This window comes from Pseudomonas sp. P9_35 (genome assembly GCF_034008205.1).
GTDB classification, from domain to species: Bacteria; Pseudomonadota; Gammaproteobacteria; order Pseudomonadales; family Pseudomonadaceae; genus Aquipseudomonas; species Aquipseudomonas kilonensis.
Genome location: NZ_CP125373.1, coordinates 123,051 through 137,644 on the forward strand (window position 1 = coordinate 123,051; position 14,594 = coordinate 137,644).

Below are 14,594 nucleotides of genomic sequence, written 5' to 3' on the forward strand. Positions count from 1 at the left end.
TCCCGGTCGTACACCCATCAGATCTGTGGGAGCAAAGCTGAACTGGTCAAGTAAATCCGGACACCAGTTACGGTGTTTATGCTGCTTTTTGCTCCATGGCTATTGGCGATAGGTAGTCGTTGTAGCTGTGGAGCCTGGTGCGGTTGTAGTACATGAAGAAGCGCACCATATCGGTTTGTGCTTCCTCGCTCGTGCTGTAACCGTTGCGAGGGACCCATTCTGACTTCAGGGTGCCGAAAAAACGTTCTGTTGGAGCATTGTCCCAGCACTGCCCGCGATGACTCATGCTTTGCAAAATGCCATTGCGCATCAACTCTTCTTGAAACTTGCGGCTGGTGTACTGACAGCCCTGATCCGAATGAAACATCAATCCAGGTGGGCATGTTCGAAGCTCTATCGCCATGCGTAACGCCTTGCTGACCAGGTTGGCGTCATTGACCAGCGAAAATGCCCAACCAATGACCCGGCGAGCAAACAAGTCGATCACGATGGCCAGATGAACCCAGCGTTTACCCACCATCAAGCTTGTAACGTCGCCACACCAGACCTGATTGACCACGGTCGGCTTGAAATTACGCTTGAGCAGATTGGGTGCGACAAATGCTTCAACTCCTTTGGACCTGAATGGATGAGGCTGGCGTTGTTTACTGACAATGTTGGCTTCCCTCATCAGTGTTCTAACAAGGCTTCTGCCGACCGCTATGTTTTGGGCCTTCAGATGCTTGCTGATCGTTCTGGACCCCATGGCTTCCCGGCTTTCGCTGTGCAGTTCAACCACCTTCCCCTTGAGTTCTTCGCGCTCGATCTTAGGCCGCGAGAGCCGCTGTAGCCATTCGTAAAAGCTGCTGCGCTTCACATCGAAAACGCGACACAGGATGGCGGTCGGGAATGACTCTCTTAGCTCCGCGATCATCGAAAACGATCGGGATCCGACATCAAGAGAGCGGTAGCCTTTTTTAAGATTTCGGCTTCCATTTCCATGCGTTTGATCTTGGCTTTCAGATCCTGAATCTGCCGTTGATCCTCAGTAATGGCCTTGGTGCCTTGAACTGGCTGACCTTTTTGTTCCTTGCGAACCTGGTCCACCCACCGTCGTAACGCGGTAGCACTGATGTCCAGCGACGCGCAGACTTCCTGTACTGAACAGTTGTCATCAATCACCATGCTGGCCGCACGATGTTTGAACTCGCGGGAAAAGACTCTTCTTTCTTTCATGGAACCTCCAAATTGGCGAAATCATATCGCCCTTAAGAGGTGTCCGGAATTATTAGGCCAGTTCAAGCTTGCTCGCGAAGAAGCCGGCAAACCCAACATCCCTGTGACTGAACCACCGCCATCGCGAGCAGGCTCGCTCCCACATTCAATCTTCAGCGGACACAAAATTCATATCCAACCCAGACCCCTTGTGGGAGCGAGCTTGCTCGCGATGAGGCCAGCAAGCCCAGCATCCATGTGACTGAACCACCGCCATCGCGAGCAAGCTCGCTCCCACATTCAATCTTCAGCGGACACAAAATTCATATCCAACACAGACCTCCTGTGGGAGCGAGCTTGCTCGCGATGAGGCCAGCAAGCCCAATATCCATGTGACTGAGCTATCGCCATCGCGAGCAAGCTCGCTCCCACAGGAGAAACGCGATCCCATCAAGAACCAGGTCGGCTATCAGGCCGCCTCGCGGTGGACGTTGATCTCAGCGCCCCGTTAACCACGATGGCCGAACGCAGGCATTGCGTAGTGGGCAACCCGGCATGGATGCCGGGTTAGCCGCGCTGGGCCATGGATGGCCCTTCGCGGCGGCCCACGGAGCAATGCCGGAGTGAGGGCACACCGAGCCTAGGCGAGGTGCCGAGTGGTGGGGCAAAAGCGTTTTGCTTACTTTTGCGCTTCTCAAAAGTGAGCCGCCGTCAGGGCGGAACCCTAAGTGGCCGTTACCGCAGAAACGGATATACACCCCGCCCCCAAAATCCCACCCAGCTCAACGGCTAAACAGGAAAATCCGTCTGAGGTGCAGCCGAATCGCTAGCAGGTGCAGTTTGGAGATCACACCCACCGATGCTCCACCCCAACACTTCCAGCGCATCGCAACCGTCCTGCAACAACAGATGCGCGGCGTTGGCGAAGTGCTCCAGGTCATAACCCTCGGCGTTTTTCAGGCATAGACAGGAGACGCTGTTGAGTAAGTCTCGAGCGGCTTTGATGCGATGTGCAGCAGTTTCCAAAAGATCGGAGGCACCAGCCTCTGTGTCGATAAACAGTGTGGCGCCGACGCTGGTATTGGCTTGAAGGGGATGGTACTTGATCATCGGGTTGCTCTCTTGAGTTGGGAGCTACCACCGCTCGCGGCTAAACGAATGTGGGTGGCAGCTGTACGCGGGTTAGCCGACCGGACAAGAGAATCCGGCACACCCGAAGATGTCCCCCGCACAGCCGCCATAAATGTAAAACACAGGCAGCAAAAAGCGCCGCCATTGGGGGCGCTCGTGCACTCTTGTTCGACCGGCTAAGATCGATCACCGATTTGTCGGTGACGAGAGAACTATAGGCGAGGCCCTAACGATACAACGCTGATTTTCCGTATCTCGGAACCATCCTACGCGAAACACAGAATGGGTTTACAAAGCTCAATTTTGATCGGCCGGAAGCCTACCATCGCGAACCCAATCTGTATCGAGCAGTTGGTCAGTTGCGCTTTCGAATGAGCGCTGCCGGACAACCTCAAGTCTTCATCCCAACAGTTTAAACAAGGCATCCGCCGGCAGTGATTGCCCCGTCAAATACTGGTCAAACAGAAAGGTCCGTGCGGGCTGTAAGGCAAAGCCTCGAACCATGAAAGCCAACGAACCAACACGCTGATCGCAGCACGAGCAGCCTACAAATTTCATCCGCCGAATCTTTCCCACGGCGAGGAGATGGCTGGCATCGCCGCCCAGGGTGAAATTTTTAAAGTGCGACCTCCTTCATGAGAGGTCACATTCGATGCGAACCCAACATTCATTCCTGCCTCAACATCTCGCGCTGGCAATAGCCTTGGCGCTTGGCTGTGCCGAGGTTTCGATGGCCCAGTCAGTTGCCGGGGAAGCCCGCCCCGTTGAAACAACCGCCCAAATGCAAGCCCGCCTCAAGACGTTCATGGATCCTTCAGCGGATACGAAACGTGAAAATGTCACTAATGCCCGCGAAACACCCTTGTTGAAGGACAACAGCAATGATCTGGTGATCGTAAGCAAGCAAGGCAAACTTTTCGGGCTCACCGACGGTGGCGGAGGTACCAATGTCTTGCTATTGGATACCGCCGGGGGAGGCGCATTAGGCGAAACACGCAACTTCCAGGATTCGTATTTCAAGCAAGGTGAATGGTCAAACGGCGGTGCTTTCAACGGAGGAAGCCTGGTCGATTCGAAGGCCAGGCTGACCAACACCGGCCAGATTACGGGCGCGGTGCACGTTCTCGGCGTATTCGATAACCGCGGTACCGTGGCCGGACCTGTGCTTGTCGGGAAGAAGGGTACGTTCGTCGGTAACGGGACGGTCGACACGCTGGATGTCACGGGCCTGATGGAAGTCGGACCAGAACTGGGTGCCCCTTCGGTTATCAACGATCTCAAGTTTTCCAGGAGCGCAACGCTGGTTTATGGGATCGACGCAGAGAAAGGCAGCGCCGCGATCAAGGTTGGCGGTACAGCCACCTTGGGTAATGCGACGCTGAAAATCATCGCTGTGTCGGGCGAATCCACCGAAGCCGGCAAGCACGTGGTGATCAAGGCGGACAAGATCGATGGTAAGTTTGGGAAGATCATCAATGAACTCGCTTTCATGACGGCTACACCGGACTACACCACGGAGAAACAAGTGGGACTGGTCCTCGCTCGCAACGAGGTGCCCCTTGAGAAAGCCACGGCAAATCCCAACGGCCAAGAATTTGTAAGCGCTATCCCGACGCCGCAGTCAGCCGAACCAACGCCGCCAGCACCTAGCGGCACTTCAGCGCCAGTACCATCCCCAGCCGCCAAGCCGCAAGCCACTCGCCCAACGTCAAAACTCACCGAACCACCAAAAATTGCCAGCACCGCACCAACACCTGCGGCTCAATCGTCAGCCACCCAACCTGTGCCCAAACCCAACGCTGCCATCAATGCCCTGCTCGGCACCAACCTGACCACCGCTGCCGATGCCATCAACCAACTGGGCGGTTATGACACCGCCGACCTGGGCAACGCCACCCTGAGCAGTGTCGCGCCGATCAGCACGGGAATGCTCTCGGCCATGAGCCGGAGAAGTCCGGCGGATGGGTACGACAACGGCCAAGTCTGGGTCCAGGCCATCGGCAATAGCGGCAGCCTCGCCAAGCAATTGGGAAACTTTGCTCTCAAGCATTCGACAAAAGGTTTGATGCTGGGAACTGATTGGGCTGTCAGCCCCGATTGGCGGCTGGGCATCATCGGCAGCAAGACCCAGACGCGGATGGACAGTTATCAGTTCGACGGTGCCCTGGACAGTTGGCTCGCAGGCGCTTACGCCTTGCACCAGGACGGGCCGCTGGCACTGCGCCTGGGTGCTGTCTATGGCAGTCATGACGGCAGCACCAAGCGCCACGTTGCCTTCAACGGATTCAGGGATCGCTTGAAGGGTCGTTACGATGCCACGACACAGCAGGTCTTTGGACAGATCGGCTACAACCTGGATGTTGGACATTTCGATATCGAACCCTATGTCCAAGTGGGTTACCAGCGCTATCAACGCGATGCCTATGCCGAAAAAGGTGGGGACGCCGCATTGCAGTACAACGGCCAGGCACAGGAACACTACAGCAGCGACCTCGGCCTGCGCCTCGCCCGCCCTTTGATTTTCGACCGAGGCATACGGTTGACGCCGCGACTGGATCTCGGCTGGAAGCACCTGTATGGCGACGTAAGGGGCACCTCACATCAGCGTATGGCTAGCGGAAGTGGAATCTATACCGTCGAAGGTATCGAGTTGGACCGTGACAGCCTGCTCCTGGAAGCCGGGCTGGACCTGGCCGTATCACCGCGTCATACCCTGGGATTGAGCTACAACGGCGAAACAGGCCAGGACAACCGCAACGGTGCACTCATGGGGCAATGGCGAATGATGTTCTGATAGGCAAAAAAAAGGGGAGCACATGCCCCCCCGAGGTTAAAGCGTTGTATCGAGGCTGTTTATTCAGCCTTCGATCTCGATCAGGATCTCGCCCGGGTTGACCCGGTCGCCCTTGGCTACATGAATCGCGGTGACCTTGCCGGCGATGGCCGCCTGTACTTCGGTTTCCATCTTCATGGCTTCGGTGATCAGCACTGCTTGACCGGCCTTCACCACGTCGCCTTCCTTGACCAGCACATCAACGATGTTGCCCGGCATGGTGGTGCTGACATGGCCCGGTGCAGTGGCTTGCTTGCGCTTGCTGCTGCCGCCGCTGACAAACTCATTGAGCGGTTCGAACACGACCTCTTCCGGCATGCCATCGATGGACAGGTAGAAGTGACGCTTGCCTTCGGCCTTGACGCCCACACCGGTGATGTCGACGCGGTAGGTTTCGCCGTGAACGTCGATGACGAACTCGGTCGGCACGCCTTCGCCGCCCGCCGAGCTCACGCTGCCCGCTTCGGGGATTGGCAGCAGCACTTCCGGGGTCAGGGTGCCGGCGTCGCGTTCTTCGAGGAACTTGCGACCGATGTCCGGGAACATGGCGTAGGTCAGTACGTCCTCTTCGGACTTGGCCAGCGCACCGATTTCACCGCGCAGCTTGGTCATTTCCGGCTTGAGCAAATCGGCCGGACGCACGTCGATCACCTCTTCGCTGCCGATGGCCTGGCGACGCAGCTTCTCGCTCACCGAGCCTGGCGCCTTGCCGTAACCGCCCTGCAGATAGAGCTTCACTTCGTTGGTGATGGTCTTGTAGCGCTCACCGGCCAACACGTTGAAGAACGCCTGGGTACCGACGATCTGCGAAGTCGGGGTCACCAGCGGCGGGAAGCCGAGGTCTTCGCGCACGCGCGGAATCTCCGCCAGCACTTCGTTCATGCGGTTCAGTGCGCCCTGCTCTTTCAACTGGTTGGCGAGGTTGGAGATCATCCCGCCCGGCACCTGGTTGACCTGGACGCGGGTGTCCACCGCGGTGAACTCGCTTTCGAACTGGTGGTACTTCTTGCGCACGGCGTAGAAGTACAGGCCGATTTCCTGGAGCAGTTCCAGGCTCAGGCCGGTGTCGAACTCACTGCCCTTGAGGGCCGCGACCATCGACTCGGTGCCCGGATGGCTGGTGCCCCAGGCGAAGCTGGAGATCGCGGTGTCGATGTGATCGGCGCCGTTTTCGATGGCCTTGAGCTGGCACATCGCGGCCAGGCCGGCGGTGTCGTGGGAGTGGATGAACACCGGCAACGATTGCTCGGCCTTCAGCGCTTTCACCAGCTCGCCAGTGGCGTATGGGGTCAGCAGACCGGCCATGTCCTTGATCGCCACCGAGTCGCAACCCATGGCTTCCATCTGCTTGGCCTGGGCCACGAACGCGTCGATGGTGTGCACCGGGCTGGTGGTGTAGGCGATGGTGCCCTGGGCGTGCTTGCCGGCGGCCTTCACCGCTTCGATGGCGACCTTCAGGTTACGCACATCGTTCATCGCATCGAAAATACGGAACACATCGATGCCGTTGACCGCAGCCTTGGCCACGAACGCCTTGACCACGTCATCGCTGTAATGGCGGTAGCCCAGCAGGTTCTGGCCGCGCAGGAGCATTTGCAGACGGGTGTTGGGCAGCGCCGCGCGCAGTTGGCGCAGGCGTTCCCACGGGTCTTCTTTCAGGAAGCGCACGCAAGCGTCGAATGTCGCGCCGCCCCACACTTCCAGCGACCAATAGCCAACTTTGTCGAGCTTGTCGCAGATCGGCAGCATGTCTTCGGTGCGCATGCGGGTGGCGAGCAGCGATTGGTGGGCGTCGCGCAGGATTGTGTCGGTAACAAAGATCTTCTTGGACATGGTCATACTTCCTTACAGGCCTGCGTGGGCGGCAATGGCGGCGGCGATGGCCAAGGCCAGCTCTTCGGGTTTGCGCTTGATCGAGTAGTTGGTCAGTTCAGGGTGGCTTTCAACGAAGCTGGTATTGAACTGGCCGCTGCGGAATTCCGGATTGCGCAGAATCTCCTGGTAATACGCGGCGGTGGTCTTGACCCCCTGCAGGCGCATGTCATCCAGGGCCCGCAGGCCACGGTCCATCGCTTCTTCCCAGGTCAATGCCCAGACCACCAGTTTCAGGCACATCGAATCGTAGAACGGCGGAATGGTGTAGCCGGTGTAGATCGCCGTGTCGGTGCGCACACCCGGGCCGCCAGGGGCGTAATAGCGGGTGATCTTGCCGAAGCTGGGCAGGAAGTTGTTTTTCGGGTCCTCGGCGTTGATACGGAACTGCAACGCAAAGCCACGGTGCTGGATGTCTTCTTGCTTGACCGACAGCGGCAATCCGGAGGCGATGCGGATCTGTTCGCGAACGATGTCGATACCGGTGATTTCTTCGGTGATGGTGTGTTCCACCTGCACCCGGGTGTTCATCTCCATGAAGTACACCTCGCCTTCGGCGAGCAGGAACTCCACGGTGCCGGCATTCTCGTAGCCCACGGCCTTGGCGGCACGCACCGACAGGTCGCCGATGTAGGCGCGCTGCTCGGGGGTCAGCTGCGGGCTCGGGGCAATTTCGATCAGCTTCTGGTTGCGGCGCTGGATCGAGCAGTCACGTTCGAACAGGTGCACCACGTTGCCGAAACTGTCGCCCAGGATCTGCGCTTCGATGTGCTTGGGATTGACGATGCACTTTTCCAGGAACACTTCCGCCGAGCCGAATGCCTTGGTGGCTTCGGAAATGACCCGCGGGAAGGCCTGTTCGAGTTCTTCGCGGCTGTTGCAGCGACGGATACCACGACCGCCGCCGCCGGACGTGGCCTTGAGCATCACCGGGTAACCGATGCGATCACCTTCGGTCAGCGCTTCTTCAATGCCCGCCACGTTGCCTTCGGTGCCCGGCGTGACCGGCACACCGGCCTTGATCATGCTGCGGCGCGCTTCGGTCTTGTCGCCCATACGGCGAATGACTTCTGCCGAAGGGCCAATGAATTTGATTCCGCGTTCAGCGCAGATGTCTGCCAGTTCGGCGTTTTCCGAAAGAAAACCGTAGCCGGGGTGCAAGGCATCACAGCCGGTTTCCACCGCCAGGTTCACCAGTTTGCGCGGGTTGAGGTAGCCGGCCAGCGGATCGGCGCCGATGCTGTGGGCCTCGTCCGCACGCTTGACGTGCAGCGCATGGCGGTCCGCGTCGGAGTAGACCGCGACCGAGCGAATGCCCATCTCGGCGCAAGCGCGCACGATGCGGACGGCAATCTCACCACGGTTGGCGATCAGGATCTTTGTTATCAATTGGAGGTTCCCTTGAGCCGGTGATACCACGGCCTGGGGTCCAGGCCGACGCGTGACCAGATGTAACAATTGGTCGCAGCCCCACACTAGTCCTGGCTGTTGATTAACAAAAATGAATAATTATTGGGTCATGCATAAGCAAAGACTTATAGTTGCGCTATCCGTCTCGGCCCAGGGTGCTTGAAAGATGCGTAAGTCATTGATGCGTATGACATTGCGTCAATTGCAGATTTTCAACGAGGTGTGCGACCTGAGGTCCTACAGCCGTGCAGCTGATGAAATGTCTCTCACACAACCGGCCGTTAGCCTACAGATTCGTTCTCTGGAAGAGCTGATTGGCCAGCCGTTATTCGAGTATGTCGGCAAAAAACTCTACATGACCGAAGCCGCCGAAGCCCTGCAACGTGCCAGCCGGGACATCTTCGGACGCCTGGAAAACCTCGATATGCAGCTCTCGGACATGCAGGGTTCGCTGCAAGGCCAATTGAAGCTGGCGGTGGAGTCCAGCGCCAAGTACTTCGTCCCGCACCTGTTCGCCGCGTTCAAGCGCCAGCATCCGGAGGTCAACCTGAACCTCACGGTGGTCAATCGCGGCCAGGTCATCCGTCGGCTCTCGGATAACCGTGACGACTTGGTGATCATGTCCATGGTGCCCCAGGACATGGGCCTGGAATTCCTGCCCTTTCTCAACAACCCCATCGTCGCCGTGGCGCCGCCCGATCATCCGTTGTGCCACATGGGCCCGCTGCGCTTGCAGGATCTGGAGCCCTATACGCTGCTGTTGCGCGAACCGGGGTCCGGCACGCGACTGGCCTGCGAGGAGTACTTCAAGGAGAAACGGGTGCATTTCACCCAGACACTGGAGGTGGCGTCGGCGGAGGCCCAGCGCGAGTGCGTAGTGGCCGGGCTGGGCGTGGCGCTGTTGACGCGCCACGCCGTGAGCCGGGAATTGTCGTCCGGCGCACTCATCGAGTTGCCGGTGGAGGAATTGCCGCTGTACCGCAGCTGGTGCCTGGTGCAGGCCAGGGCCAAACGCCTGTCACCGGTCGCTCACGCCTTCCTGGCATTCGTTCGCGGTGAGCGCGCTCAGATCATCGGCCTGGTTGAGCGCTTCGACGGGAAGCCGCCGGCGTTGCCTGCCAGTAATTGAACTCTACTGCGTCAGGAAATTCGCTGATTTCGGCCAGGAGCTGGCGCTGTTCATAGCGGTCTTCGATGGCACGACGGAACGCCATGCGGCGCTGGTCTTCCTGCTGACGACGGGTTTTGACGGCGCTGCGTTCTTCGTAGGACTGGGTCATGTCGAGACTCCCAAGACGTATACGGGAGTTTTACGATGACGGCGCGGGATGACGGTTTGGCGGCGCGTGCGTTACAGAACGATGAATTCGGGCAAACGATCCCTGTGGCGAGGGAGCTTGCTCCCGCTCGGCTGCGCAGCAGTCGCAAACCAGCCAATGCTGGTGTATCTGGAAAAATCGTTGGGGGCCGCTTCGCAGCCCAGCGGGAGCAAGCTCCCTCGCCACAAAAGCCCCTCGACCTCAGGGCTTGGGATTCAGTCGTCCAGCGCCTTCACCGACTTGGGCGACAGCCGCAGGCTGCGAAGGCTGCGCTTCACGCTCTTGAGGTGGTTGACCAGGCTTGGACCACGGGCCATGGCGACGCCCATCGCCAATACGTCGATCACCACCAGGTGGGCGATGCGCGAGGTCAGCGGCGTGTAGATCTCGGTGTCTTCATGCACGTCGATGGCCAGGTTCACCGTGGACAGTTCCGCCAATGGCGTCTGGCTCGGACACAAGGTGATCAGCGAGGCACCGCTTTCGCGCACCAGGTTCGCGGTGATCAGCAAGTCCTTGGAACGCCCCGACTGGGAAATGCAGATCGCCACATCGGTGGGTTTCAAGGTCACCGCTGACATGGCCTGCATGTGCGGGTCGGAATAGGCCGCAGCCGTCAGCAGCAACCGGAAGAACTTGTGCTGGGCATCGGCTGCTACCGCGCCCGAGGCGCCGAAGCCATAAAACTCGACCCGCTGGGCCTGGGACATGGCCGTGACGGCTTTTTGCAACGCCACCGGGTCGAGCTTCTCGCGAACCTCCATCAGCGTATGCAGGGTCGTGTCGAAGATTTTCAGGCTGTAGTCCGCCACTGAATCGTCTTCGTGGATCGCAAACTGACCGAAGCTCGCGCCGGCGGCCAGGCTTTGCGCCAGCTTGAGTTTCAGGTCCTGGAAACCCGAGCAACCGATGGCCCGGCAGAAACGCACGATGGTCGGTTCGCTGATGCCGACGCTGTGGGCAAGATCGGCCATGGAGCTATGCATCACGGCCGCAGGATCAAGCAGTACGTGATCGGCGACTTTCAGCTCCGACTTGCGTAGCAAGTGGCGTGACTGGGCGATGTGTTGCAACAGGTTCAAGGGGCTGGACTCTTGTTATGGGCAGATGCCGGGATGTAGCAAGCTTGTAGTTATACTACAAGAATTGGCTTTTTGCCCGTCCAAAACGTAACTGGATTGCCTCGCTGCCCCTTTGTTTTGGCCGAGGATCCGCCGATGTAGCAGCTTGTGCCGTAGCGCAAACCTTCAACGCTGCCGATCCGCTGATTTCCAGGCCCGTCCTGCGCTTTCAACGCGGGAAAAATCGTCTATCGGTCAATAGCCAACGCCTAAAACAACTTGCGCTCCTCAACAATATCTCCCAGTAACAATAGACAGTAGATCTTAAAACAGAACCAAGTAAACCATCGGAAACTCATTTCTCCTTACAATCCCAACCGCAATTGAGCAGACACTCTCAAGTCAAAGTAGATATATTGGCTCCCGCAGGACGCAATCAACTTAACTACAGGAGTTACTATCATGAAAATCACCACTAAAGATTGGACCGCACAAATCGACCGCATGCCAGGTGCCGCGTCTTTCCGCACCTTTGGTACCGTCACTGTGGCCAATAGCGGCGTCACCCCGACGCTGGTACGCAGCGACCTACAGGACAAGTCCTTTGACCTGCGACTGGAATTGAAACTTGAACATTCCGATGGAGTTTCACTGCAAGTACTGACCGACAAGTTCGTTGAATACAAAGAGCTGGGCGACTCCAATGTCACCGGCGTCAGTATCTTTTTCGACGGCCAGTTACTGCACCACATCGATGACGTGCTAATCACTAACTAAGCGTAGACCCCATAACTTCCCGTCAGACGACTTCGTTGCCTGACGGGAAGTTATCGTCGTGGTTCAGGCTCATTCAGCCAGGTGTTGCGCCCGCAACAACCCAGCCAACCCTTCAGCCTCCACCGGCCGGCTGATCAGATACCCTTGAACCTCATCGCAACGTTCATTCCTGAGGAATTCGAGCTGCTCCTGCCGCTCAACACCTTCAGCCACGACCTTGAGCGACAACCCATGGGCCATTGCAATGATTGCCCGGGTAATTGCCGCATCCACGCTGCCCTCACCCAGCCCGCGAATGAACGCCTGGTCGATCTTCACGTAATCCACCGGGATGCGCTTGAGGTAACTCAGGGATGAGTAGCCGGTGCCGAAATCGTCGATCGCCAGCTTGACCCCAAGGTCACGCAATTGCTGGAACGTGGCGATGATGTGTTCAACGCTGTCGAGCAACTGGCTCTCGGTCAGCTCCAGTTCCAGGTATTGCGGGGCCAGACCGGTTTCCTCCAGCACCTGCCGCACCAGGCTGACCAGCTTGCCCTGGCGCAGTTGATGCACCGACAGATTGACGGACACCCTGATCGGCGCGAGCCCCTGGCGTTGCCATTCGCATGCCTGCCAACAAGCCTGGCGCAATACGAATTCGCCAATCGGCCCGATCAACCCGGTCTCTTCGGCCAGGCCAATGAAATCCCCCGGTGGTACCCGGCCCATGGCCGGATGATCCCAACGCACCAACGCCTCGGCGGCGTTCAGGCGACCGGTCGCCAGGCACAGTTTTGGCTGATAAAAGACCTTCAGTTGTTGCTCTTCCAAGGCCTTGCGCAGCTGATTCTCCAGTTGCAGGCGCTCCAGCGTGCTGGCCTGGAGGCTGTCGGTGTAGAACTGGAAATTGTTGCCCCCCAAATGCTTGGCATGTTGCATGGCCATGTTCGCCTGGCTGACCAGCATGGCAACTTCTCGCGTGTTGTCAGGCAACAGGCTGATGCCGATCGAGGCACTGAGCACCAGTTCATGGCCTTCTATGGTCAGTGGCACACGCAGTTTGGCGGCCAGCCGAGTCGCCACCCGCGCCAGGCTCGAAAGGTTGCCATAGGCATCGAACAACACCGCAAACTCATCGCCCGATAGCCGGGCGATGGTATCCGCCTCGGGCAGCGCATTGATCAGGCGTCGTGCCATTTTCTGCAACAACTGGTCGGCGATGTCATGGCCGAGGCTGTCGTTGAGCAACTTGAACCGGTCCAGGTTGATATGCAGCAACGCCAGGCTGCGCCGTCCGCCCTGGCGCACCCGCTGATGCGCTTCGTTCAGGCGCTCGCGGAACAACGAACGATTCGCCAGCCCGGTCAATTCGTCGTAATGGGTCAGGTAGCGCATCCGTTCTTCAGATTCACGCCGTGCCGAAAGATCGGCGAAGAAGCCCACGATATGGCTGACATTTCCCCGAGCATCACGCACGACGTTCAGTTGCAGCCATTGCGGATACAACTCGCCGTTGGCCCGCGCCTCCACCAACTCACCCTGCCAGGTGCCGTGCTGCTTGAGCGCTTGGCGAATGACGGGGTAATGCCGGCGCGCGTCGCGACTGCACGGTAGGTCCACCACGTTGCGCCCGAGCATGTCAGCGATGTCGAAACCGGTGACCCGCGTGAACGCCTGATTGGCAGCGAGTAGCACGTAGTGGGGGTCGAAAATCACGATACCTTCGCTGGCGGCTTCGAACACTGTGGCCGCCAGTTGCCGTTGCTGCTCGAGCTCCTTGCTGGCGCTGATGTCTCGCCGGGTGCCGACCATACGCAGCACCCGTCCGCTCGCGCTGCGCTCCACGGCCCGGCCGCGGTCTTCGATCCAGACCCAGTGGCCATCGCCATGGCGCACACGGTATTCGATCTGGTAATCCTCGCTGCGGCCCTTGAGGTGTTCGACCAGGGCCCGCTTGAGCGCCGGCAGGTCCTGGGGATGCAGGCGCGGGGTGAGGTGAGTGAGCATCGCCGTGATGTATTCGGGTTCCAGGCCGAAGAGTTCCTTGAGCTGAGTGTGATGGACTTCGTCAGTCTGCAGGTTCCAGTCCCACAACCCCAGCTCACTGGCCTTGAGCGCCAGGGCCAGACGCGCCTCACTCTTGCTCAAGGCCTGGCTGGCGACCTCCAGTTCAAGACTGCGCTGCGCGACCCGCGCCTCCAGGCCAACCTGGGCCGCCCGCAGTTTTTCCTCCGCAGAACGGCGTTGCTCGACCTCCCGGGCCAGCGCGTCGTTGAGCTGGGCGCTGCGGGTTTGTGCTTGCTGCAGATGCTCGATCAGCGCCTGGTTCTGGAAGCGTCGCAACAGGCCGCTTTGGATCAAGCGGTTGACTTGCCAGGCGACCACGCTCAGTGAGACCAGCACGATCAGCCCAAGCCAGCCCCACCCGCGTTGCTGCTCATCGCCGCCCCAGAAGAGATAGCCGATGGCCGGTAACAGGCAGGGCAAGGTAAAGGACAGGAAGGCGGGAAGGCTCACCGCGTAGGCCACGCTGGCCGATAGGGCGGCCGCGCCAATCAGGCCGAACACCCATGCCTGCTGCTGGAAACTGTCAGCCGGGACCAGCGCGATACCGGCCCCAGCCAGCGTCAGGCCGGTCATCGCCGAGCCAAGCAAAAACATACGCAACCAGATCGGGTGTGCCTGGCGGCTCGGCATCGCCGAATCGAAAGCCGCCACCTGGATCACCCGCAAGGCCACCAGTGACAGCAACCAGACGAGCCAGACGCTGACCAGGAAATAGCGCTGCGGCTCCCATAACAGCGCGGCGCAGACCAGACCATTGAGCAACATGAACAGCGTAGGCAGCAGCGAGCCTTGATACAACAGACGTGTGCGCTCGACCGCCATCTCCATGGCGTACTGCTTGCAGATGACCCGCGGCTCCACACAGGGGCCCGCCGGATCGGAATTGAGGGTCATTGGCACTGTTCTTGTTCTTATATCAGTGGAGCGTGGAGAACCCGAAACAAGCAC

11 protein-coding genes are annotated in these 14,594 nt (G+C 59.0%); 3 read left to right on the forward strand and 8 right to left on the reverse strand.

The annotated features are described in order from the left end of the window. Positions 1–76 precede the first annotated feature (76 nt). The 3 genes from QMK47_RS00500 to QMK47_RS00510 form a co-directional block, all read right to left on the reverse strand. Positions 77–913, reverse strand: a complete 837-nt coding sequence (locus tag QMK47_RS00500) for an IS3 family transposase (protein WP_253470111.1) — start codon at positions 911–913, stop codon at positions 77–79. Next, positions 910–1,215, reverse strand: a complete 306-nt coding sequence (locus QMK47_RS00505; RefSeq protein WP_038858942.1) for a transposase — start codon at positions 1,213–1,215, stop codon at positions 910–912. Before QMK47_RS00505 ends, QMK47_RS00500 begins: the two co-directional genes overlap by 4 nt. A 768-nt stretch (positions 1,216–1,983) precedes the next feature. Next, positions 1,984–2,304 (reverse strand): hypothetical protein, encoded by a 321-nt coding sequence (locus QMK47_RS00510; protein WP_253470473.1) that lies wholly within the window; start codon positions 2,302–2,304, stop codon positions 1,984–1,986. 673 nt (positions 2,305–2,977) lie between these two features. Here QMK47_RS00510 and QMK47_RS00515 point away from each other — a divergent pair. After that, the gene (locus QMK47_RS00515) at positions 2,978–5,119 is read left to right on the forward strand and encodes an autotransporter domain-containing protein (RefSeq protein ID WP_320389644.1); all 2,142 of its coding nucleotides are present in this window, start codon (positions 2,978–2,980) and stop codon (positions 5,117–5,119) included. 63 nt (positions 5,120–5,182) lie between these two features. Here QMK47_RS00515 and oadA read toward each other — a convergent pair whose 3' ends face one another. Together oadA and QMK47_RS00525 are read right to left on the reverse strand one after the other, a co-directional pair. Continuing rightward, complete coding sequence (gene oadA, locus QMK47_RS00520) at positions 5,183–6,991, reverse strand: sodium-extruding oxaloacetate decarboxylase subunit alpha (RefSeq protein WP_253470477.1); 1,809 nt, start codon at positions 6,989–6,991, stop codon at positions 5,183–5,185. Positions 6,992–7,003: 12 nt separating this feature from the next. Continuing rightward, positions 7,004–8,419, reverse strand: a complete 1,416-nt coding sequence (locus tag QMK47_RS00525; protein ID WP_003187105.1) for an acetyl-CoA carboxylase biotin carboxylase subunit — start codon at positions 8,417–8,419, stop codon at positions 7,004–7,006. Positions 8,420–8,606: 187 nt separating this feature from the next. Between QMK47_RS00525 and QMK47_RS00530 the strand changes: the two genes are divergently transcribed. Then, positions 8,607–9,569, forward strand: a complete 963-nt coding sequence (locus QMK47_RS00530) for a LysR family transcriptional regulator (RefSeq protein WP_013694598.1) — start codon at positions 8,607–8,609, stop codon at positions 9,567–9,569. Here QMK47_RS00530 and QMK47_RS00535 read toward each other — a convergent pair. Continuing rightward, entirely contained in the window at positions 9,511–9,720 is a 210-nt protein-coding gene (locus QMK47_RS00535; protein WP_253470479.1) for a PA3496 family putative envelope integrity protein, read from the reverse strand. The genes QMK47_RS00530 and QMK47_RS00535 overlap by 59 nt on opposite strands. A gap of 254 nt (positions 9,721–9,974) precedes the next feature. After that, complete coding sequence (hexR, locus tag QMK47_RS00540; protein ID WP_003187110.1) at positions 9,975–10,841, reverse strand: transcriptional regulator HexR; 867 nt, start codon at positions 10,839–10,841, stop codon at positions 9,975–9,977. A 441-nt stretch (positions 10,842–11,282) separates the two neighbouring features. Between hexR and QMK47_RS00545 the strand changes: the two genes are divergently transcribed. Next, a complete protein-coding gene (locus QMK47_RS00545) occupies positions 11,283–11,597 on the forward strand; it encodes a hypothetical protein (RefSeq protein WP_320389645.1) in 315 nt (104 codons plus the stop codon). Positions 11,598–11,666: 69 nt separating this feature from the next. Here the strand turns inward: QMK47_RS00545 and QMK47_RS00550 are convergent, their stop codons facing one another. Then, a complete protein-coding gene (locus QMK47_RS00550) occupies positions 11,667–14,540 on the reverse strand; it encodes an EAL domain-containing protein (RefSeq protein ID WP_258690068.1) in 2,874 nt (957 codons plus the stop codon). Positions 14,541–14,594 lie beyond the last annotated feature (54 nt).